Genomic DNA, 22,316 nt, shown 5'->3' with positions numbered 1-22,316 from the left:
GATGATTGGTGTCGATGGACAAGAGAGAATTATTCAGGAAGGAAGCGCTGGAGGCGCGCAAGGAAGCGAGGAATCTCTATGGCGATGTCCTGCTATTTCTTCCTCGATCTTATAAAAAGATACTCGTGTTGCTGCTCGTTTGCATCCTGTCTCTCCTGCTGGTCCTGATCTTCGGGTCCTACACGAGAAGAGTATCGGCAAAGGGAGAGCTGTTCTCGACGCTCGGCGCGATACCGGTGTATCTGCCGAAGCCAGGAATCGTCATTAAGTACTTCGTGAAGGAAGACGAAATCGTAAAAAAGGGCGCGCCGCTGTTCCTGGTTTCGACTGAGGTCTTTGGCCTGGCCAACCGGGGAACCTCGACGGAGGCGATAAACCTTCTCAACGAGCGAAAGGATTTGCTGAACCGGCAACTCGAGACCGAGAAGTCGATTTATGCGCGTCGCCTGAAAAACATCGAATATCAGATTCGCTCGAAACAGAATGAGCTGAAGCTGATTGGGGTGCAGATAAAAGAGGTGCGGAAGAAGAATGAGTTGCTGTTGGCGAGCTTGAGGCGGTACGAGGCGGCACGGGCCCAGGAGGCGATCTCCGAGGATGCGATGGCGGAAAAGGCGATCTCGGCGTTCAACAGCAGGATTGATTACAACGAACGGCAAAGATTGTCGGAAACCTTGAGTCGGGACATCTCTAATCTTTCTTTCGAAAAGGACAAAGATGAGTCGGAGTTCGGGAAGCGCATCTTGTCGATCAAGGGCGAACTGTTGGCGCTTGAAGAGCAGATTCTGGCCGCCGAGTACCGGAAGGGAGCCATCATCAAGGCGCCTGCATCGGGAAAGGTCACGGCGATTCAGGGTGTCGACGGTTCCTATTACGACAGCACCAAACCCGTGTCATTCGTGGTGCCTTCGCAGGCGGAAATCGAAGCCCGGCTTCTCATTCCGGCCGCAGCCATTGGCTTTTTGAAGAAGGGCGATGTCGTATATGTGCGGTATTCGGCTTTCCCGTATCAGCAGTTTGGACAGGGGAAAGGAATTATCTATTCGATGTCCGAAACTTCCCTGATGCCGGACGATATCGCGTTGGGTTCCAAGTTGTCGGTGACGGAACCGATGTATCTGGTGAAGGTTCGGCTCGAGCGGCAGTTCGTGAGCGGGAACGGCACGCGCTATGCGCTGAAGCCAGGGCTGATGATCGATTCGGACATCATGGTGGAACGGCATCGAATCTATCAGTGGCTCATGCGTCCGATCTTCACTGCGTCGGAAAGAATTAAACAGTAGGCAATGGAAAAAAAGGCATATTTCGAACGTTTATTTGGCACGAAATTCCCGACGGTCCTGCAGACTGAGTCGACGGAATGTGGTCTCGCATGCGTGGCGATGCTGGCAAATTACCATGGCCACCACGTGACGCTGCGGGACCTCCGGCTCAAGTTCTCCGTGTCGCTGAAGGGGATCTCGCTGGGATCACTGCTTCGCGTGTGCAAGCACAACGGCTTGTCCAGCCGGCCGATCCGTACTGAAATTGCTGGTCTCGAGCAGATCAAGCTCCCATGCATCTTGCACTGGAACTTCAATCATTTTGTGGTGCTGAGGAAAATAGGCGACGAGCACGCCATCATCATCGATCCCGCATACGGCGAGAGAAAAATAGAGTTGGGAGACTTGTCCCGAGCATTCACCGGGGTGGCCATCGAGGTATGGCCAGATCCAGAGTTCATCGTCATTGAGCGGCAGAAGAACATTCCCCTGAGTCATTTGATGGGCAATCTGCGGGGGCGGATGAGGGCGCTCACCACGATCCTGTTTTTGGCGATCGGGCTGGAATTTCTTGTGGCGCTGTCGCCCTATTACATCCAGTTGGTTATTGACAGTGCGATCGGCGCCAACGATCAGTATGTCATTGGCGCGCTGGCGATAGGTTTTTGTATTGTCTATCTGCTCAAGAATTTCATCGGTTCTGTGCGTAGCTGGTTCCTTATGTATTTGAGCACCAGCCTGAACGTTCAGTGGAAAGACAATGTCTTGGATCACATGCTCTCCTTGCCGCTCGAATACTACGAGAAGCGGAACATGGGAGACGTGCTGTCCCGATTCGGCGCCATCGACTTCATTCAGCGAATGCTGACCACGTCATTCGTCGAGTCGGTGCTTGACGGAGTGTTCTCCGTCGTCATCCTGTTCGTGCTGTTCATCTACCAGCCGCTGCTGGGCAGTCTGGTCCTAATCAGCGCGCTTCTGTACATCGCGGTGCGCTGGCTTCTCAACGCCTCGATTCTGGGTGCGTCGAGGAACGAGATCGTTCATGGGGCGAAACAGAGCTCCTACCTCCTCGAGACCATTCGTGGCATCCGGCAGGTCAAGCTCTATGGTCAGCAAGCGGAACGTCGGCTTACCTGGATCTCGCTGTTCGTCAATCAAACGAATGCCAAGATCAAGACGCTGAAAATCGATGTTTGGCTGAAGTTCGCCAGGACCTTGATATTTGACATTCAGAACATTGCGGTGGTCTGGTGTGGTGCAGCCCTGGTCATCGATCGGGAATACACGGTGGGCGCATTGATCGCTTTCCTCGGATACAAGCTGCTGTTCGAAAGCCGCGTGATCGCGCTCATCGATAACGTGTTTGTCATTCAGAACATGCAGCTCCACGCTGACCGGCTGGGTGACATCGTGCTTTCAAGGCCAGAGGAAACGCGCCGTGACCTGGAATGCGATATCGCCAGATTGTCTGGCAGCCTCGAGTGCAAGGACCTGTTCTTCCAATATTCGCTATTTGAGCGAAACGTGATCGATGGATTGAATTTCAAGGTCGAGGAAGGCGAGTCTGTAGCCATCATCGGGCCTTCGGGATGCGGAAAGTCAACGATTTTCAATGTCATTCTGGGTATCTACCAGGGAGCCAGGGGGCGAATCCTCATTGGCGGGGACGATGTTGAGTCGATGAGTGTGGAGAAAGTCCGCAGCGTATTCGGAACCGTGCTGCAGGATGACATCCTGTTTGGCGGATCCATCGCGGAAAACATCTCGGGATTCGATGCGCGTCCGGATCATGAGTGGATCGCCAAGTGTGCGGCAATGGCCAACATCGAGGATGAGATCGAAGCCATGCCGATGAAGTATGCCACCCTCGTGGGCGATATGGGCGCGGTTCTGTCTGGTGGTCAGAAACAGCGCATTTTGCTGGCGCGGGCGCTTTACAAGCGTCCGAAGATTCTGTTGTTGGACGAGGCAACCAGTCATCTGGATATGTCAAACGAGAAGGCGGTGAATCGGGCGATCAAGTCGCTGAAGATCACGCGCGTCATCATCGCCCACCGTCCGGAGACGGTCCTTTCCGCGGACAGGATCATGCTGATGAAGGACGGAAAGATTGATTCGATTATCACGCCGACGGAGGCGATGTCGTTGCTTGAATCCATCAATGGATCGTCGGTATAGCCGGGCCCGTGGTGGCAGGCAATTGGTCGACCAGGCTTCGTGTGGAGGGGCAGTCTTCATGTTCGCAATATCTGGCTTCAATGGTGACGTGATGCCTGAATTGTGTCTTGTGATTGGGTCTCGAGTGTAATCATGCCGTTTACAAACAAGGATCTGCCTCACGGGAATAACATGCGCAACATGCCCATTCCTGGCAGGCCTCGCCGCGCGTCGCCAGTTGTCGCGCACGCGATGCGTGAGATCACCTTCCCGCGGCTGAAACATTGCTTTGTCGGCGCATTGATCCCGTTCAGCGCCGTGTTTGCTGGGTGCGCGGGCAGTGTCTATGAACGGCCATCGCTCGATGTGCCGGCGCGTTGGGTTCAGGCGAACGTCGTGGACGCACATGCGACGACGGATGCAGCGCCCTGGTGGACGCGTTTTGGCGATGCCCGGCTCGAACGACTCATTGCCGAGGCGCTGTCGCGCAACAACAATCTCGCCACCGCCGCGCTGAACGTGCGGAAGGCCCAGATTCGCGCCGGACTCGCGGGCGACCCGCTCCAGTTCGGGTCCGAGGCTGGCGTTAATGTCCGTCGTGATTTTCACTTGGATAGCGGCGAGGCGACACGGAACAACATCGGCATGTCGCGCGGAACTGTGAGTTACACGATCGACCTGTGGGGCCGACTTGCGCAGCAGCGGAGCATCGCTGAATGGGCACTTCTGGCGTCCGAGGCGGATCGCGAAACAGCACGCCTCAATGTGATCGCCACCACGGCGAACCTTTACTGGCGCCTGGCGTACCTCAACCAGCGGCTAGCCTCCGAAGAGCAGAGCCTCGCGACGGCATTGCACACGCAGCAACTCGTAAATGCCCAGAATCTGGCGGGGATCGTATCCGCGCTCGAGCGTCGGGAAGCGGAGCAGACGGTTCTGACGCAAAAGAGCAGCCTGTCGCAGTTGCGTCAGTCTCAGGTCGAAACGCGCAACGCGCTGGCGATTATGTTCAACGCGGCGCCTAACAGCAATGTGCTGGAAGAGGTGCTCGGCCAGGAGCCGCCGGCATTGCCAGCCGGAGCATTGCCGGTGGTGGAGGGCGGGCTGCCTGCGGATCTGCTGGGGCGACGCCCTGATATGCGTGCTGCCGAACTCCGGTTGCGCCAGAGTCTCGCCAATGTCGATGTGGTTCGCACTAGCTACTACCCGAACCTGTCGCTGACCAGTGCGGTGGGATCGAGCAGCACCTCGCTCGGTAGCCTGCTGGCGAATCCGGTGGCGATCCTTGGCGCTGGCCTGAACTTGCCATTTCTCAATCTTAAGGCGATGCGCGTCGACACGCGCATCGCGCAAGTGGAGTACGAGTCGGCGGTCATCGGATTTCGCCAAGCGCTCTATCAGGCCTTCTCGGACGTCGAAAGCGCGCTGTCGGCGCGCGTTCGTCTGGCCGAACAGGCCGACTTTCGGGCGCGTAGTCTGACTGCCGCGAGAGAGGCCGAGCACATCTACGAAATTCGCTATCGCGCGGGCGCGGTCGCGCTGCGCATGTGGCTTGACGCCCAGGAGGCGCATCGTAACGCGGAGCTTTTGCTGGCACGGACCCGCCTGAGCCAGCTGCAGAATTTTGTGATGCTCTATCAAACGCTGGGAGGCGATACGTCCGCGCGATGACCAATGAGCGGACCATGAACGCGACGTGGCGCTGTTCGGATCACGTTGTCGTCCGGCCGCAAAGAAGAGAACGCCCCTGGAATCCGGGTGACCAGAAAATCAAGCAATGTGGCAATGAGCAAAAATGGAAACAAGCGCGACACACCTGCTGTGCGAGTTAAGTGATTGTGATGAGTCACTTTTGGCGGATTATTCGTACGTGAAAAAAGCATGCGAAATGGCGGCACTGGATGGCGGGGCGTCGATCATCGTTTCCAATGGGCACAAGTTTTCTCCTCAGGGTGTCAGCGTGCTCCTGTTTCTGGCCGAATCTCATTTATCAATTCATACGTGGCCTGAGCATAAATATGCGGCGGTGGATGTGTATATGTGCGGCGCGGCGGCATCCCCCCATCGGGCGATCGACAGATTGGTCGAATTGCTTGGGGCAAAGCGCGTCAATATCCGCGAGTTCATAAGGGGAAGGCAGCAAGGGGCAGAGTATTTATCGGTGGAGCGATTGCACGATGGTTCCAGCTCGCGCGAGCGTCTGGAAAATCATGTCTGAAGAATTCCGTGAGTAATGTGAGTGCCGCTTGATAAAAAGGGAGCATAGCCGGGTGCAAAAAGCCTTGAATTCCACATGTGGCGCTCATTTGGAGGGTGAGAAAAACCATCGCGCCCTGCCGTCTGTCGGGGCCATGGGTAACTATGGATATCGCGCAAGGACCTATCATCTGGAGCAATGCGATGATCGCGATTTTGAGTTCTATCGGTCCCTGCTGGATAACGCACCGGGGCCGACCTTGGTCGTCCCCTGCGGGGTGGGACGTTTACTGCCGATTTTTCTTGACAGACCAATGACCCACTTCATGGATCTGGAAGTCGAGATGGTCCGAATCCTGAAGGAAAGGCTGGAGGCGGCTGGCGGTGATTCGGGCAATGCACTGATTGGAAACATACTGGAATTGCCCGGAGAAAGGTACGCGAATATCGTCGTGCAGGCCGAAGCGATCCAAATGTTTGATCCGACCGAGATCGGGCTGGTGCTATCGAGCATCCATGGCGCCCTGATGCCAGGCGGTATCGCGATCATCGATATGGCGACGTTCCTATCTGGACATGGCGTGCCTTCCTATTTTGATGTACGACGGAAAGACTCGGAAAGGTGGTTGAGCTGGGAGAAATCCCTTGGTGGCGACTCCGTGATGCGGCGCTACGTTAGTCACACTCGACGGCGGAATTTTATCGACTTCGATTTCGAGTACGTGAATCTGAAGGAAGGGATGGAGATCGAGCGCCAGCGGGCCAGTGTCAAATTGTGGCTATACGATGATTCACAGTTCAGGAAATATTGTGATGGCGCCGGCTTGCTTGTCGAGGCCGTCTGGCGAGGATATTCCCGAAGGCAGGCGTGCGATGGGGCACGGTTGATTTACAAGGTTTGCAAACGCTGATTTATGATTGATTACACTGATCAGTATTACGAAAATTACTTCCGTGAAAATTACCATACTGCCTTATTGCGGGGATATGGCGCGGAGGAGTGTCTTGAATGGGCGTCGCGCGCTTTTCAGGCTGGCGACTGGCTTGACGTGGGCGCCGGGCCCTGCTCATTCTTCTGGGCTAGCGCTGCACGCGCGGATCTTTCTTCGATCGTTCTGGCCGATCGCTCCATCTCGGCTCCTCACATCACGTGCCAATTGGTCCAGACAAGGGACTGGCCAGCCGGATATCGGGAGGCCGCCGAGTATCTTGGTCGATCCGCTCAGCACCTGGATTTGCTCAGCCGGGTGCCGTTGACAGCAATCGCATTCGATGCATTTTCCGATTGGCCGCCGATGCACCGGTTCCACTCGATTTCCGCTTTCGGCCTGCTTGGCCTCGCTCAAACCGACGACGAGGTGAGGAGCTTTCTTGGCAATGCGAAGCAGCGTCTGGCGCGAGGCGGCGTGTTGTTCGGCGCGTCCTGGATCTTCAGCGCCGCGTATGCGGAGCGACTGGGCGGGCGCGCGCAATGCTTGGATGGGCTGCCGGACCAGTTGTCGAGCCTGGGCTTCGAGGAGGTTGAGGTTTCGACTGTGCCACTTGCCAATCAGGACCATTACGTTGGAATCCTACTGTTTCGTGGACGGGGATGACATGGACAGTCAACGATGGGCGGAGAATCTGGATGAGAACGGCTTTGTGCACTGTCGTGGCGCACTAACTGGCGACCTTGTGTCGTCCATCAGAGCGCATGCGAAACGCTGTATCGCCGCCGTGAACAGGACTGGCGTGCATGTTGTTGCGCGGCCGACTGGCGCGGATGCACTGAGCTTCTCCACGCTAGTGACGCATCCGGCGCTGGTCCGGACAGCACGCGCGGCACTGTCTACCGACGTGAAGCTGAGCTTGTTGGAGGTCGTCTCCACGGGGCGGGAGGATGGAGTGCTAGCGGCGAGCGACAAGTCAATCGCGCTTGGATACGATGCCTCGACCGGCGTGGGCGTCCATCGCGATGGCGCGTGGATCGAGCGGGATCTGGCCATGGCCAGCGCGCCGCGACTGACATTGAAGGCGGCTGTTTGGCTATCGAACGTTGCAAAGGGCGGCGGCAATCTGCGGCTCTTTCCGCGCACGCAGGCACTCGGTCGGTCGGTGGTGGAAACATTGGATCCCGCGACCCTCGACATTTTCGACGTGGAGGCTGAAGCCGGGGACGTGACGTTCTTCGACCGACGCACACTTCATACCCGAACCTGGAATCACTCGGATCACGAACGGCTGGCCGTGTTCGTCGAGTATTCGGTTACATGGCTGTGCCGGAAGCAGCCATTTCGCGTGTCCGACCTGCTGGCGAATCATGCGAATGACGCGCTGTTATGCAATCTTCTGATGGAGCCAGCGGATCCATGGAGTCACTACTGGCCATGAGCGAACAAGACATGCTTACCGACATTCATCGACTATGCGATGAGATAGAGATCAATGGTTTCGCCATTGTCCGAAATCTGATTGATCGGGATACCGTGACCGAACTGAGTCGCCGCGCGGATTCGGCGTGGCGGCGCGGCGCTGATCCGGATCGCCCGCATAGCAAGGTGGAGATCGCGGGCGCGGAAGTAGAGGCAGTCGATGCGGTGCGGTCCGTCGCCCGGGAAACGCGTCTTCTCGGCACCATGCTGGCGCTTCTTGGGCCGAATATTTATGTGAATTACGCGGGGTTTACGATCAATCCTCCCCAGGCCCCCGACAAGGCGGCGATGGAGTTTCATACCGATGGCGGACGCATTTCCCGCGAGCACGTGGGCGGCGCTGAACCTCGCTATTCGATCAAGACATCGGTGTGGCTAACGGACGGCACGCAACTTGGCACAGGTAATTTTCACGTCATTCCGGGGAGCCATAAATGGCCCACCAGGCCGGATGCCGACCTGGACGCCCTTGCGGTTCCCGTACTGGTCAATGTAGGCGACGCGATCATCTTCGAGCGCCGTGTCTGGCATACCCGTAAACCGAACCTCTCATCCACGACTCGCAAAGTATTGTTTCTGGATTATGCGCCGAGATGGATGGAGCGTAAGTGCTCTTCGGCCGCGGTGTCTTTGAATCACTATTCAGAGCCGATCGAAAATCAATTGTTCAACAATCAGGCCAATTGGTCCGCGTTCGCGCCCAAGAAGCACATGATTCCGTGTCTGGCGCTCATGGAGGCGCTGGGCATCACACGTCGCGAGGACCGTACCCGATGAGTTTCTCGCTGAGCAGTGTGCGTTATCTAGCTTGGTTGAAATCGCGACTGTCGCTGAGTGGTCCCGTGCTGCTTCTGGGTCGGCAGATGGTTTTCGGTCGCCGCACGGATGTCGCTTGGGCGATCAGGGCACAGGGCGAAGAGCCGTACGCGCAGCCACCCGAGTCCGACGGGCCGAACATCGTCGGCCTGGATCCGGATCGCTTCTCCGCTTACACGAATGACGTTTGCGTCCTGCGCATGTTGCTCGGTGACGTCGACGTGGAGGCGATGGATATCGATGGCTATCAGGGTGCCGACGTCATTCACGACTTGACGCAGCCCCTGCCGGACGGGCTGAAATCGAAATACGGCCTGGTCATTGATGCGGGAACACTGGAGCACATCATCAATCCCGTGCAGGTCATGGAGAACCTGGTCAGTGCGCTACGGCCCGGGGGGACGATTATCCATATGACACCGACAGCGGGATATGTCGACCACGGATACTTCCAGTTCGGTCCGCTCTTCTTCGACACGTACTATCGCTCGAAGGACATGACGGTCGACGGCATGTGCTTAGTCGAGCAACCGGCGCGTCGCACCAACCACACCCAATGGCGATTCTGGGCCTGGAACAAGGCGCTCAAGCGGAAGAAATTGCTTTCCATGGATCCGCTTTCGACCTTTTGCGCAGCACGACGCACGATCGATTACGCTGCCCCCGGGAGTACCGTTCAGAATTTTGCCGAATATTTAGAGGCAGATAGTGAGCGAGCGCATGAAGTCAGGCCGTGGGGGCTTGTCGAAGTCGCCGAATTACGAACCCGCACCGACTATCCATTGGAGCAGTTATGAGTACCCAAATGTGCATCGATCTTCCAGCCGTTGAGCCTGTCGTGTCCACGGAAATCGTATTGAGCCTGCAGGATCGCGCGTACGAACTCATCAAGTCAGGTGTGAAGAAGCTTGAATTTCGCAAGCGCTGGCGCAGCGGTCCGTGTATTGCCTATATCTATCGAAGCGGATCCAGGAAGGAACTGTCTGCCTACATGAAACTCGGTGCGCCGATCTACGGCTCGCCCCAGGAAATTGGCCGCCTGGCTGAACAGATGCTGCCGGGCAATGGCCCGGCCGTGGAGGAATACCTGATGTCGACGCAAGGAGGCTATGCCATTCCAATCGAGGAATTTCGGGAGTTTCCCCCTTTCTCCCTCGCTGAACTCCGCGTGATGGGTTTCCATCCGCCGCAGTATTTCTTCTACCTGTCGAACTATCCCGAACTCCAACGTGCGTTGGAGGTGCGTCGCTATGGCTGATGCGAACGAGATCAGCGTGCCATGGATTGCTGCGACGATTGGGCAGGCAACGTGCGGCAGCGAGATGCTGCGGGAACTTGGCCACGCCGGCGTCAGATTATTCAGGTACAACCTGGCAGCACAGCTCGGGCTGGAGGAGCATGGCCGGCGGATGAAGCTCTTTCGGCAGGTTCAGGAGGAACGAGGCGGCGACATTGAGCTGATGCTCGATCTCCCTTTCCCGGGGGCGAAATTCCGGATCGGCATGCTTCCCGAGTCGAGGCACCTTATCGAGAAGGGGACGCAGCTGACTTTTGCTACGGGCGTCGAAACCGACTCGATCGAGCGCGTGGTCCCGGTCGATGTCGCCCGATTGGGTGAGCGGGTGGAAAAGGATCAGGTCGTCACGGTGGGGGACGGCGAGCTTGCATTGCGGGTGCGGGAAGTCATTGATCACAGCAGCTTCCTGGCGGAGGCGTTGACCACGCATTACCTCCCTTGCCAAAAGTCGCTAAACGTCGGAAGCGTCGATCTCTCCGCGACAGATCGGAACGACGAACTGGCCGCCTTCGTCGCGAGCGTTCGGCCCGAGTACATCGCGTTCTCGTTCGTGGAGAGTCTTCAAAGCGCGCGCGATGCCTTCATGCTTCTCGAGCGTCATGGACTCGGGAGGGGGGACTACAAAGCGATCGCGAAGATCGAGACGCTGGCGGGCATCAAGGCTTTGCCCGAGTTCATCCGCGAATTCCACAGCGTGATGGTCGCAAGAGGAGACCTGGCACTGAATCTGGACTTCGCCTACCTGGGGGAGGCGCAAGAGCACATCATCGATTCGTGCCGGGCATTCGGGTGCGCCTGTATCGTTTCCACCCAGCTGTGTGAGAGCGTGAATACAGGCGGCATACCAAACCGTTCGGAGCTGGTGGGCATGCACCACATAGCCACGCGAGGCGTGGCGTACATGTTGCTGGCGAAGGAAACCAGCACACTTACCGAGCCCATACGTGCCGTGCTCACATTGCGTCGGATCATTGAGGCCGTGCGCAATCCTATGTTCACCGCGCCCCGCGCGAGCACGGAGGGTTGAATGCGCATGCGACTTCGCCAGTACCCGGAGCGCTACCCCGCCCATGATGCGCTGTCCTGCGTCCAGTCGTTTCTTTTTCGTGCTTCGAGTGCATTGAACAAGGTCATTTATCAGCAGACGCGCCGCAGCGGTTCCATTCCGGAACGTCGCAGGGCAAGTGTGGCGGAATCGCGGGCCAGGTCGATGATGGCACGAATCCGGGAGGGCGCAACGGAGATCGAACCATCGGGTTTCGGGGAGGTGCAATGCGCCTGACGCAATCCGAACGCGTTCCTGCGATTGTTGGCGTGCCGAAGGAAGTTCGCGGGGGGGAACGTCGCGTCATTCTGTTGCCGAGGACGGTTAGGCTGCTTGTCGATCGGGGCTGGCATGTCGTCGTGGAGCGGGGCGCGGGCCATGGCATCGGGATTGACGATCTGGCCTATGAAGAAGCCGGCGCTCGGGTGAGCGACGCCGAAGCGGTCTGGACGTCGTCGGACATCGTGCTGAAGTACAAGGCGCCTGTTCCGGACGAATTTCGCTTCTTTCGCCCTGGACTCGTCCTGGCGGGAATCCTGCATGCCGAGGGCGATCCGGAATTGACGAAGGCGCTGCTCGACTCGCGGGTGACTGCTTACTCGTATGAGTTCTTCCAGACAGAAGACGGAGGTTTTCCGCTTGCCGTCGCTGGTGGCCGTATCGCGGGCCGGATGGCGGCGTTGTACGGGATATGGCTTCTCCAGTCGCATCATGGTGGCGTGGGCAAATTGCCGGGACTCACGGGGGAAGGTGTTGAGCCGGTTCGGTGCGTGGTGATCGGGTCGGGCAACGTGGGCGCGAGTGCGACGGACGTGCTGCGCGCGTTGGGATGCCATGTGACGCTTCTGACATCGGGCGTGGCTGGTCTCGACAAGGCGCGCGCACGGTTCGGCGTCGATCAGGACGATCTCTGGATCGACATCAACGCACCCGAGGTGTTGGCCGATTGTGTCGCGCGCGCCGACTTGGTGATTGGCGCTATTCTCGTATCGACCTTCGACACTCCTCCGATGATGACGGAAGAGATGGTTCGCTCGATGCGTCCCGGGGCGGTTCTGGTCGACGCAACCGCGGGATACGGCGGGGGCTACATGCCCAGCTTTGATCGTCTGAGCGAACTTCCCTCCCCGTCCTTTGTGAAGCACGGCGTAGTGCATTGCAAGATCGACAATTACCCCGCCGCAGTACCGACAACCGCCGTGCAACTGGTCAACGACATCTACACGCCGTACCTGATGGCGCTGCTCGATAGCCTCCGCTCGGGCGAGGAAGAGCCGATATCCCGACGCGGCATGGTCACGCACGCGGGGCAGATCAGGCATCCGGAAGTGTTGCGTCATGCGAGATATCAGGAGCTGGCCGGTTGATATCGCTCCACGACTTTCATCAGCGAGTCACGCTGCGCCAGCTATACGCCGTGACGCGGTGCGCATGCCTGCCTACTGAAATCGCCTTTCGATCGGTGGGGCTTCACGCGGCACGCAGGAAGACGCCGCATATGACGCTCGTGGGCAGGCTTGCGTTTGCCGGTGCGCAAGCGAGCCTCACGCCACCTGACCGATGCGCGCTCGTCAAGGCGCCACTCATGCGGTCAACTCTGCACTACGTGCTCGGGGAAGAGTTTGCGGAACTTCATTGCGCCACGCTGGACTACCGCATCGCGCGCCGTTATCGATCGCTGAGGCGGTTGGGATGGGATGACGGCGCCATCCAGGCGTTGCGACGGAACTTCATCGATCTCGTGCCCGAGGGGGAGGTTTCGGAGGAGGAACTCTTCGATCTTGCCCGAAAGGTGTTGCACCACGCCGGTATCCCATGGCGAGGAGTCTCGGATGCACACGTTGCCTGGCAACTCTGCCGGCTCCTGTGGGACAACGGAGACCTGCGCATGATCAATGCTGCTTCCAGCTGGCGAAGCGAACAGCGATGTTTTCGGCGGTGGGACATCCCGCGCGTCGAGCCACGGAATGCGATGAATCATCTCATCTTGCGATATATCGCCGCGTATGGCCCGGTGAGCCCGACGGACATCGCGTGGTGGTCCGCTCCGGGCGCTAGGCATCTGAAAAGGAGTCTGGACGATCTACTGTCCATGAAGAAGATTGTCGCGATCAGTGTCGCGGATAGGACCTTATATGCGATGCACGACGATGTTCGATCTCCCGTCATCGCCGCGAACGATTGCGATCCGGTCTACCTTGCCTACGAGGATCCGTTCATCAAGGCATATTTCGATACGCGGGATCGTTATGCCAGCCCATATGCGCTCAGCCGGTTATTCCACTCGACAGGCGAGGCGAAGGCGTGCGTACTGATTCATGGCCGTGTCCGAGGCATCTGGGAAGCCGCACCACAAGGCGATTTCGCTCATCTGACGCTATGTCCGGCGTTGAGTCGTGCCGAGAGCGAACGAGCCATTGAAATGTGGGAAAAGCATCTGTCGGCGCTGTATGAGACGGAGCAGCGCCGCGAGGTTCTGCTCGACACAAAATCTTATCAATAGAAGATGATGCGATACCCAGATGTTTTTGCGCCCGTCGCGCTCAGCCATATCTGCGATCAGGTCGCGGATCTCGTTTCGACCCGGGTGAATGGGCGAAAAGCCATTGAGCTGAATACGTCGGCCCAGCCGAACAGCAATCCCCATCTCGGCACAGTCACGACGATCTTTTCCGCGTTTGCGCTTGGAGCGCATCTTCAGGAACGGACTGGTGTTCCCGCCCGGCTGACGTTCGACTATCTCGAGAATGCCTGCGGTTCTGTCGAGCTGATGGGCGGCGCGACTTATCAACGCTCGCTCGCGGATACGCGCAATGAGGAGGGCAGATCAAAGCTGGACTGCTACCTGCCGGAGTTCGAGCGATTGATCCGTTTCGCGTCGGCCCGAACTGGGGTGGATGCGGTCATGCAGTCGTATTCGGCGTTCCAGTCGGCGCCAGCCGTGCGCGGTTTCCTGCTGCAAATGGTTCAGCGCAGATCGGAGTTCCAACCTCTGCTCGGCGCGCACGAGCCCAATATTCATGTGCGATTTCCCTGTCCGGCGTGCCGACGGATCGAGAAGGGCGCGGCATCACTCCGGGTGGAGGAGGTTGATTCGGAGCAGGCCGTTCTCTCCATGGAATGTCCGCTTCATGGGCGACATGCAGTCACGCTCGGCGTGGCGACCGACAGCTATATCGATACGGGAACTGCGGTTCGCGATGTCGCGAAGATGGCCGCGCTTGCCGTGCAGGCGCGTGAAAAAGAACACCTTGCCGTGATGATGGACGGGGTGGACTGGGGAGGCGCATGGGCATGGAATGTTTCCGCGTTGGGGGCGACGATGCTGGGCGTGCCGTATGCCGAACTGCCGATCAGATACTTCAGTCCATCCATCCTGGACGCAAGAGGGGCGAAGTTCTCCAAGTCGGTGTTCGTGGCGTCTGGAACGTACGACTACCTTCCTCGGGAGTGTCTCGATTCCAGATACATGTACGAGAAACATGGAGATCCGGTCTTCGAACGACTCCTGCGGATGACCAGGACATGGATGTCGGATCCCACGCGCTTTTTCAGGAATTATTCGATTGATTACGTGGTTCAGGAAATGGCCTGAGGAAGAGATATTCAGATCTTGAAAAATAGAAATATTGTCGACACGAATTTTATTGAACGAGATGTGCTGACGGCCATTTTGCGCGAAGCGGAACGCACGGGGCTGGAGGTTCGGTTTGTCTTGATGGGCGGGTCGTTCTCGGAGGGCTTGGCATCATCGGCTTCGGATGTCGATCTTGTTGTCGTTCACGACGGTGAAAGAAAGTCGAAGAACATCGTCCTGGTCGTGGCGGGCGTAAAGGTCGAGGCGATGGTTTTTGGCCAGCAGGATTTCTCAATGATGATCAGGATGGGCCGGCAGGGAGCTGCGGGGGCAGCATACTTCTGGCAGCTTGACGCAAGAAGAAGGCTGCTGTTTTCCCGGCCGATCCATGGGCATGACGCCTATGAGGCGCAATTCGGGCAAGCCCGGCTCGAGGACTTCGTCGCGGACCTTGCCGAATTTCAAAAGTCGCTTGCCATCAAGAGCTTCTCGGACGTGAAAGGAGCGTTCGACGACGCTCTTCATGAGGATGATCTCAGAATACGCTGCCGAATTCACCTTGAGCATAGTGTTGATCTGCTGCTTAGCTCGCTTGGTGACTATTATTTTCGTGAAAAGTACAGGATGGCGCGGATTCGGCGCAGCTTAAAAGGGGATTGCCTGGCGCTGGTTGAAGATTCTATCTCCGCGCTTCTCTCTGGACGCATGCTGGAGGGAAGAGGTTTAACCTCGCTGTCGGCTTGGAGCGGGCAGGTATTTGCCTATTCGACTTTGTGTCAGTATTTGGCTGCGTTTTCGGATTTCTGGCCAGGTTGGATGACTGTAGGTGATGTCGAGAGATTTTTAAAACCCCCCGCGCTTGAATTCCCAGTTGGTATTTTTCTGAATGATAAGGATGTTCTATGTCTGTCTCGGCGTTCGGCATTTAAAATTCCGATGGAAGTTGCCAATGCTGTGGGTTTGAGGTTGCTTGGATTTTCTGAAGATCGAGTGGTCGAGGGTATCGAGGCTTATGTTCGATATGAATCGGCCCGTGGCCGGGATGATGTTGTGCCGGAAAACCTTCTAAGAAAGAAACTGCAGAAGATTATGGTGAGGTTGGGTGTATGAAATATATTCAATCTGAATGAGATATCTGCTGTTCCGATGGGATAATCAAGATAATTGCTCTTTATCGATGTGAAAAATTTCGGACGTGTCAGGAATTTCGTGTGCTTGAGGCCGGTTAAAAATCTCAGCTGATGGCGGAGGTGAATCGCTCACCGAACAGGATGGCGAATTGATTGACCGCTTGCTGCCAAGTGATAGGCGGCATCTTCCAATCCTTTTCGATGTTGCGCAAGGCCAGATACAGCAGTTTGCTGGCGGCTTCATCGCTCGGGAACCTATGTAGATGAATTCGTTGTGACGTGGGCGCACGGATCGAAAGTGTTTCATCCCATTGTTTGGCTGTACATACTCGAGGAATTGGACGCGATATTTGGCGAGATTGGGCTGGAGATCTTCGATGTGGAATATGATAAGCCCTATCAAACGGACAATTCCTTGACGGCTTGCAATCCCATGCTCTTTATTAGAAGGCGATAATCTCCACATGGACCAGGCCGATGGCCCGCTGACGTCGGAGACGATCGCGACGATGCTGTGCACGAATCCGGTCGTCGTGCGGCGCCTGCTCGGCGGCTTGCGCGACTGCGGCTACGTGCAGTCGGAGAAAGGGCACGGCGGCGGCTGGGTGCTGAGCGTCGCGCTCGACGACATCACGCTGCTCGACGTTTATCGCGCGGTGGGTGAACCGCCGCTGTTTTCCGACCTGGTGCCCGAGGATGCGCCCGAGTGCCTGGTCGAACAGGCCGTCAACGCGCATCTGTCGGCGACGCTGAAGGATGCCGAAGCATCGTTGCTGGCGCGCTTCGGCGAAGTCACGCTCGGCATGCTGTCGCGCGATTTCGAAGCGAAGGCCGCGCTGCGGGGCTACACGCGCTGACGCGCCGCAGCATCACGATCGATCGCGCCTGACGTGCAATCCGGCGCAATCCGGCACGGCCCAAACCGTCGCGCCGAGATGTTCTGTCCCCCAACTTCTGCCGTGTTCGCCCGCCACAGGGCAAAATACGGGTTTTCCGCACCCGCGAGGGCGCGTTCGAATCACGCGCCGGGCGGCGGCAATGCGCGTTGCGCACGCCGCCACCGGGCGCCCAGGCAAGATTGCTCGCCGTGTCGCGAGCCCACAGGAGTCCAGACCCCATGCCCGAATCCAACCTGTCCTTCTTCGGCCGGCTGTCGCTGGCCGTCGGCACGTTCTTCTCCGTGCTCGGCAACCGCGAGTTCGCCGCCGGCGTGCTGCGCGTGCGCGACGGCGCCCCGGCCCCGGTCGCGCCGACACCCGCGGCCGCACAGACCGCGGCGCCCGCGCCTGCGCCCGTGAAAGCCCCGGCGCCCGAACTGCGCGAAGCGAGCCCGCAGGCCGCGCTGCAACTGCTCGGCCTGCTGCAGCGCGATGCGCGCTTCATCGACTTCGTCGAGGAAGACATCGCCGGCTACGCGGACGCCGAGATCGGCGCGGCCGCACGCCTCGTGCACGACGGCTGCCGCGCCGCGCTGCGCGAACACTTCACGATCGTGCCGGTGCGCGATGAAGCCGAAGGCAACCGCGTGACGCTGCCGGCCGGCTTCGACGCGACGGCCGTGCGCGTGACGGGCAACGTGGTCGGCTCGGCGCCGTTCACGGGCACCGTCAGCCATCGTGGCTGGCGCGTGGCCGACGTGCGCCTGCCGAAGCTGACCGGCAGCCACGACGCATCGGTGGTCGCACCGGCGGAGGTGGAACTGTGAGCGATCCGCGCTATTCGATCGGTATCGACCTCGGTACGACCCACTGCGCGCTGTCGTATGTCGACAGCGCCGCGAGCGACGGCGAAAAAATCACGCAGCAGGTGCTGCCGATCGCGCAGCTCACCGCGCCCGGCGCGCTGGAATCGCGCGACCTGCTGCCGTCGTTCCTGTACGTGCCGCATGAAAGCGAGCTGACGCAGGGCGACCTGACGCTGCCGTGGACGGCGTCGCGCAATTTCGCGGTCGGCGAGATGGCGCGCACCCGCGGCGCCGGCACGCCGATCCGCCTCGTGTCGAGCGCGAAAAGCTGGCTGTGCCACCCGGGCGTCGACCGCCGCGCGGCGATCCTGCCGAGCGATGCGCCGCCCGAGGTGTCGCGCGTGTCGCCGCTGGAAAGCTCGATCCGCTACCTGACGCACCTGCGCGAAGCGTGGGACCACACGCATCCCGATGCGCCGTTCGCCGATCAGGACGTGACGGTCACGATCCCCGCATCGTTCGACCCGGCCGCGCGCGAACTGACGGCCGAGGCGGCCCGCGCCGCCGGCTACTCGCGGATGACGCTGCTCGAGGAGCCGCAGGCGGCGCTCTACAGCTGGATCCAGAAGAGCCAGGGCGGCTGGCGCAAGCAGGTGCAGGTCGGCGACCTGATCCTGTGCGTCGACGTCGGCGGCGGCACGACCGACCTGTCGCTGATCGCGGTGGTCGAGCGCGACGGCAATCTCGAACTGCATCGCGTGGCGGTCGGCGAGCACATCCTGCTCGGCGGCGACAACATGGACCTCGCGCTGGCGCACATCGTCGCGCGCAAGCTCGCGCAGCAGGGCACGCAGGCCGATCCGTGGCAACTGCGCGCGCTCACGTACGCGTGCCGCGCCGCGAAGGAAACGCTGCTGTCCGACCCGACGACCGACGCGGTGCCGCTCGTCGTGCCGAGCCGCGGCTCGAAGCTGATCGGCGGGTCGATCCGCACGGAGCTGACGCGCGCGGAACTCACGCAGACGATCCTCGAAGGCTTCTTCCCGCAGGTCGAGGAGGCGGCGCGCCCGGTGAGCCGCGCGCGCGTCGGCCTGACGCAGCTCGGCCTGCCGTATGCGCAGGATGCGGGCATCACGCGCCATCTCGCGGCGTTCCTTGGCCGCCAGGTCGCGGCGCTCGACACGCTCGAAGGCGTGCAGCGCACGCTGCCGCAGGGCGCGACGTTCCTGCATCCGACCGCCGTGCTGTTCAACGGCGGCGTGTTCAAGTCGACGCTGCTCACGCAGCGCGTACTCGATACGCTCAACGGCTGGCTCGCCGCCGAAGGCGCGCCGCCCGCGCGCCTGCTCGAAGGCGCCGATCTCGATCTCGCGGTCGCGCGCGGCGCGGCTTATTACGGCTACGTGAAGCGCGGCCGTGGCGTGCGCATTCGCGGCGGCACGGCGCGTGCGTACTACGTCGCGATTGAATCGGCGATGCCCGCGGTGCCGGGGCTCGAACCGCCGGTGCAGGCGCTGTGCGTCGCGCCGTTCGGGATGGAGGAAGGCTCGGACGCGGCGCTGCCGCCGCAGGAGTTCGGCCTCGTCGTCGGCGAGCCGGTGCAGTTCCGCTTCTTCGGTTCGTCGGTGCGCCGCCAGGACCAGGTCGGCACGCTGCTCGACTACTGGTCGCCGGAAGAGCTGCAGGAGCTTGACGAAATCCAGGCGACGCTGCCTGCCGAAGGGCGCACGGTCGGCGAGATCGTGCCGGTGAAGCTGCATGCGCGCGTGACCGAAGCCGGCACGCTCGAACTCGAGGCGATCCCGAGCGGCACGAACGAGCGCTGGAAGGTCGAGTTCGACGTGCGCGGCGCCGCCTGAGCGCGATGAAGCGTTATACGGTCGGCATCGACCTCGGCACGAGCAATACGGTCGTCGCATACGTCGAGGCCGGTTCCGACGCGATCCGCGTGTTCGACGTCGAGCAGCTGGTCGGCCCCGGCGCGGTGGCTGCGCAGCCGCTGCTGCCGTCGGTGCGCTATCACCCGGCGGCGGGCGAACTGCCGCCGGACGCGCTGCGGTTGCCGTGGGCGGCCGATGCGAAAACGAAAGCAAACGCGAAAGCGAACGCAGTCGACGCACCGCCGGCCGTGATCGGCCGCTACGCGCGCACGCTCGGCGCGCAAGTGCCGGGCCGGCTCGTGACGAGCGCAAAGAGCTGGCTGTCGCACGCATCGGTCGACCGGCTCGCGGCGATCCTGCCGTGGGGCGCGGCCGACGGCGTCGACAAGGTGTCGCCGGTCGACGCGAGCGCGAGTTATCTCGCGCATGTGCGCGACGCGTGGGATGCACGCTTTCCCGACGCGCCGCTCGCGAAGCAGGACGTGATCCTGACGGTGCCTGCGTCGTTCGACGACGGCGCGCGCGCGTTGACGGTCGAGGCCGCGCGGCGGGCGCGGCTGCCCGCGCTGCGGCTGCTGGAAGAGCCGCAGGCCGCGTTCTACGACTGGTTGTACGGCCAGCGCGACACGTTGCGCGACACGTTCGCCGCGGCGCGGCGCGTGCTGATCTGCGACGTCGGCGGCGGTACGACCGACCTCACGCTCGTCGATGTCGCGCCGGGCAACGACGGCGAGCCGACCTTCACGCGGGTCGGCGTCGGCAATCACCTGATGCTCGGCGGCGACAACATGGACCTCGCGCTCGCGCGCCTGGTCGAGACGCGGCTGACCGAGCCCGGCACGCGGCTGTCGGCCGCGAGCCTGTCGCAACTGGTCGAGCGCTGCCGCGCGGCGAAGGAGCGGCTGCTCGGCGACGACGCGCCGGCCTCCGTCACCGTCACGCTGCTCGGCGCGGGCAGCCGGCTCGTCGGTGGCGCGCGCTCGGCCGAGCTGACGCGGCAGGAAGTCGAGCAGATCGTCGTCGACGGCTTTTTTCCGCAGGTCGAGGCCGGCGAACTGCCGCGCCGCGCGCGCGCGGCGATCGTCGAATTCGGGCTGCCGTATGCGAGCGACCCGGCCGTCACGCGGCACGTCGCCGCGTTCCTGAACCGTCATGCGGAAGGCCCGTTGCCCGACACGCTGCTGCTTAACGGCGGCGTGTTTCGCGCGGGAGCGCTCGCCGGCCGTCTCGCGCAGACGCTCGGCGCGTGGCGCGGCGCACCGCTCGACGTGCTGCACAACGCGCATCCGGACGTGGCAGTCGCGCGCGGCGCGGTGGCCTACGGGCTCGCGCGTGCCGGGCATGCGCCGCGCATCGGCGGGGGTTCCGCGCGCAGCTATTTCCTCGTGCTCGACGACGGCGCCGCCGACTCGGCCGCGCGCGGCGTCTGCCTGCTGCCGCGCGGCGCGGAAGAGGGCCGCGAGATCCGGCTCGAGGATCGCACGTTCGCGCTGCAACTCGGGCAGCCGGTACGCTTCCACCTGGTTTCGACCGTGGCCGAGACCGCGTACCGGCCCGGCGATCTCGTCGAACTCGACGGCGGCGATTTCGTGCGGCTGCCGCCGATCGCGACGGTCGTCGAGCGGCAGGCGGGCGGCGACGCGCGCGAAACGCCGGTGAAGCTCACGGCGTCGCTGACCGAGGTCGGCACGCTCGAAATGCATTGCATCGCGACCGACGACGCGGCGCGCCGCTGGCGGCTCGAATTCCAGTTGCGCGGCGACGCGCCGGCGCACGGCGGCGAAGATGCGTTCGCGCGGCATCCGCATCTCGACCACGCCATCGAGCTGATCGAGCGCTCGTTCGGCAGCAAGGCCGCGGACGTCACGCCGAAGGACACCCGCCGGCTGCGCGCGCAACTCGAACAGGTTCTCGGCCCGCGCGACGCGTGGGACGTCGCGCTCGCGCGCGAACTGTTCGACGCATTGCTCGCGCGTGCGCGGCGACGCCGGCGCTCCGCCGATCACGAGCGCGCGTGGCTGAACCTCGCCGGCTATTGCCTGCGTCCGGGCTTCGGCCATCCGCTCGATGCATGGCGCATCGAGCAGCTGTGGCCGCTGTTCGACGACGGGATTCAATACGTGAACGACGCGCAGGTGTGGTCAGAATGGTGGACGCTGTGGCGGCGCGTGGCCGGCGGCCTCGACGACGATGCGCAGACGCAGGTGCGCGACGCGATCGCGTTCCTCGAACCGTCTGACGACAAGCGACGCAAGCTGCCGTTCGATCCGGGCAAGGTGGGCCCGGCCGACATGACGCGGCTGTCCGCGTCGCTCGAACGGCTGCCCGTCGAGCGCAAGGTCGAACTGGCCGAGCGCCTGATCGCGCAATTGCAGAAGCCGGCCGAGCGTGCGCTGTGTGCATGGGCGCTCGGGCGCATCGGCGCGCGCCGGCCGTTCTACGGCAGCGCACACAGTGTCGTGCCGGCCGACGTGGCGAACGGCTGGCTCGACGCGCTGTTCGCGCTCGACTGGAAGCAGGTGGAGCCGGCCGCATTCGCGGCCGCGCAGATTGCACGGATGACGGGCGATCGTTCGCGTGACCTGCCGGACGATGCGCGCGATGCGGTGATCCGGCGTCTGTCGGCCGCGAATGCATCGTCGGCATGGATCGACATGGTGCGCGAGGCGATCGCGTTCGACGAAGCCGATACGGTGCGCGTGTTCGGCGAAACGCTACCGGCCGGGTTGAAGCTGCTGGCCGGGTGAGCGGTGCGGTGTGCTCCGGTATCGTTCGGATGCCGGAGCATTTCGTGGCGTTGTCGATTCAACACCCTTCGAATACGGGAACGGCTGCCGGTGCATCGCATCGGCAGCCGT

General features: G+C 61.0%; 20 protein-coding genes and 1 pseudogene. 20 read left to right on the top strand and 1 reads right to left on the bottom strand.

Going from position 1 to position 22,316, the window contains the following annotated elements; all coding sequences use genetic code 11:
- Positions 1–14 precede the first annotated feature (14 nt).
- The 16 genes from CUJ89_RS29505 (at position 15) to CUJ89_RS29440 (ending at position 15,874) form a co-directional block, all read left to right on the top strand.
- Positions 15–1,283, top strand: coding sequence for an HlyD family secretion protein (locus tag CUJ89_RS29505; protein WP_114180809.1), 1,269 nt, complete (start codon positions 15–17; stop codon positions 1,281–1,283).
- Positions 1,284–1,286: 3 nt separating this feature from the next.
- The gene (locus CUJ89_RS29500) at positions 1,287–3,443 is read left to right on the top strand and encodes a peptidase domain-containing ABC transporter (protein ID WP_114180808.1); all 2,157 of its coding nucleotides are present in this window, start codon (positions 1,287–1,289) and stop codon (positions 3,441–3,443) included.
- A 231-nt stretch (positions 3,444–3,674) separates the two neighbouring features.
- Complete coding sequence (locus CUJ89_RS29495) at positions 3,675–5,093, top strand: efflux transporter outer membrane subunit (RefSeq protein WP_114181622.1); 1,419 nt, start codon at positions 3,675–3,677, stop codon at positions 5,091–5,093.
- A 124-nt stretch (positions 5,094–5,217) separates the two neighbouring features.
- On the top strand, positions 5,218–5,640 hold the full coding sequence (gene speD, locus CUJ89_RS29490; protein ID WP_114180807.1) for an adenosylmethionine decarboxylase: 423 nt from the start codon (positions 5,218–5,220) through the stop codon (positions 5,638–5,640).
- Between the two features lie 52 nt (positions 5,641–5,692).
- Entirely contained in the window at positions 5,693–6,529 is an 837-nt protein-coding gene (locus tag CUJ89_RS29485) for a class I SAM-dependent methyltransferase (RefSeq protein WP_152036675.1), read from the top strand.
- A gap of 3 nt (positions 6,530–6,532) precedes the next feature.
- Complete coding sequence (locus CUJ89_RS38100) at positions 6,533–7,213, top strand: hypothetical protein (RefSeq protein WP_161556570.1); 681 nt, start codon at positions 6,533–6,535, stop codon at positions 7,211–7,213.
- Between the two features lies 1 nt (position 7,214).
- Complete coding sequence (locus tag CUJ89_RS29480; RefSeq protein ID WP_161556569.1) at positions 7,215–7,988, top strand: phytanoyl-CoA dioxygenase family protein; 774 nt, start codon at positions 7,215–7,217, stop codon at positions 7,986–7,988.
- Positions 7,985–8,806, top strand: coding sequence for a phytanoyl-CoA dioxygenase family protein (locus CUJ89_RS29475; RefSeq protein WP_161556568.1), 822 nt, complete (start codon positions 7,985–7,987; stop codon positions 8,804–8,806). Before CUJ89_RS29480 ends, CUJ89_RS29475 begins: the two co-directional genes overlap by 4 nt.
- The gene (locus CUJ89_RS29470) at positions 8,803–9,642 is read left to right on the top strand and encodes a class I SAM-dependent methyltransferase (protein WP_114180803.1); all 840 of its coding nucleotides are present in this window, start codon (positions 8,803–8,805) and stop codon (positions 9,640–9,642) included. The genes CUJ89_RS29475 and CUJ89_RS29470 overlap by 4 nt, the downstream gene beginning before the upstream one ends.
- Complete coding sequence (locus CUJ89_RS29465) at positions 9,639–10,103, top strand: hypothetical protein (protein WP_114180802.1); 465 nt, start codon at positions 9,639–9,641, stop codon at positions 10,101–10,103. The genes CUJ89_RS29470 and CUJ89_RS29465 overlap by 4 nt, the downstream gene beginning before the upstream one ends.
- Positions 10,096–11,169 (top strand): pyruvate kinase, encoded by a 1,074-nt coding sequence (locus CUJ89_RS29460; protein ID WP_114180801.1) that lies wholly within the window; start codon positions 10,096–10,098, stop codon positions 11,167–11,169. Before CUJ89_RS29465 ends, CUJ89_RS29460 begins: the two co-directional genes overlap by 8 nt.
- Positions 11,170–11,424 carry a hypothetical protein gene (locus CUJ89_RS37875; protein ID WP_152036674.1) on the top strand — a complete coding sequence of 85 codons (255 nt, stop codon included), beginning with the start codon at positions 11,170–11,172 and terminating at the stop codon, positions 11,422–11,424. It begins immediately after the preceding gene.
- A complete protein-coding gene (locus CUJ89_RS29455; RefSeq protein WP_114180800.1) occupies positions 11,415–12,554 on the top strand; it encodes a hypothetical protein in 1,140 nt (379 codons plus the stop codon). The genes CUJ89_RS37875 and CUJ89_RS29455 overlap by 10 nt, the downstream gene beginning before the upstream one ends.
- Positions 12,555–12,685: 131 nt before the next feature.
- Positions 12,686–13,690, top strand: a complete 1,005-nt coding sequence (locus tag CUJ89_RS29450) for a DNA glycosylase AlkZ-like family protein (protein ID WP_114180799.1) — start codon at positions 12,686–12,688, stop codon at positions 13,688–13,690.
- Positions 13,691–13,693: 3 nt separating this feature from the next.
- Positions 13,694–14,782: a hypothetical protein gene (locus CUJ89_RS29445; protein ID WP_114180798.1), complete on the top strand. Its 1,089-nt coding sequence runs from the start codon at positions 13,694–13,696 to the stop codon at positions 14,780–14,782.
- 18 nt (positions 14,783–14,800) lie between these two features.
- Positions 14,801–15,874: a nucleotidyltransferase domain-containing protein gene (locus CUJ89_RS29440; RefSeq protein WP_152036673.1), complete on the top strand. Its 1,074-nt coding sequence runs from the start codon at positions 14,801–14,803 to the stop codon at positions 15,872–15,874.
- A 124-nt stretch (positions 15,875–15,998) separates the two neighbouring features.
- Here CUJ89_RS29440 and CUJ89_RS38380 read toward each other — a convergent pair.
- Positions 15,999–16,148: pseudogene (locus CUJ89_RS38380) on the bottom strand (IS256 family transposase); the annotation flags it as partial.
- Between the two features lie 210 nt (positions 16,149–16,358).
- Here CUJ89_RS38380 and CUJ89_RS29430 point away from each other — a divergent pair.
- The 4 genes from CUJ89_RS29430 (at position 16,359) to CUJ89_RS29415 (ending at position 22,205) form a co-directional block, all read left to right on the top strand.
- A complete protein-coding gene (locus tag CUJ89_RS29430; protein WP_114180796.1) occupies positions 16,359–16,751 on the top strand; it encodes an Rrf2 family transcriptional regulator in 393 nt (130 codons plus the stop codon).
- A 260-nt stretch (positions 16,752–17,011) separates the two neighbouring features.
- The gene (locus tag CUJ89_RS29425; protein ID WP_114180795.1) at positions 17,012–17,599 is read left to right on the top strand and encodes a DUF2760 domain-containing protein; all 588 of its coding nucleotides are present in this window, start codon (positions 17,012–17,014) and stop codon (positions 17,597–17,599) included.
- Positions 17,596–19,437 (top strand): Hsp70 family protein, encoded by a 1,842-nt coding sequence (locus CUJ89_RS29420; protein WP_114180794.1) that lies wholly within the window; start codon positions 17,596–17,598, stop codon positions 19,435–19,437. The genes CUJ89_RS29425 and CUJ89_RS29420 overlap by 4 nt, the downstream gene beginning before the upstream one ends.
- A 5-nt stretch (positions 19,438–19,442) precedes the next feature.
- Positions 19,443–22,205, top strand: coding sequence for an Hsp70 family protein (locus tag CUJ89_RS29415; RefSeq protein ID WP_114180793.1), 2,763 nt, complete (start codon positions 19,443–19,445; stop codon positions 22,203–22,205).
- The last annotated feature ends 111 nt before the right edge of the window (positions 22,206–22,316 follow it).

The sequence above is a fragment of the Burkholderia pyrrocinia genome (assembly GCF_003330765.1).
GTDB classification, from domain to species: Bacteria; Pseudomonadota; Gammaproteobacteria; order Burkholderiales; family Burkholderiaceae; genus Burkholderia; species Burkholderia pyrrocinia_B.
This window is presented reverse-complemented; position numbering and strand designations above follow the sequence as displayed.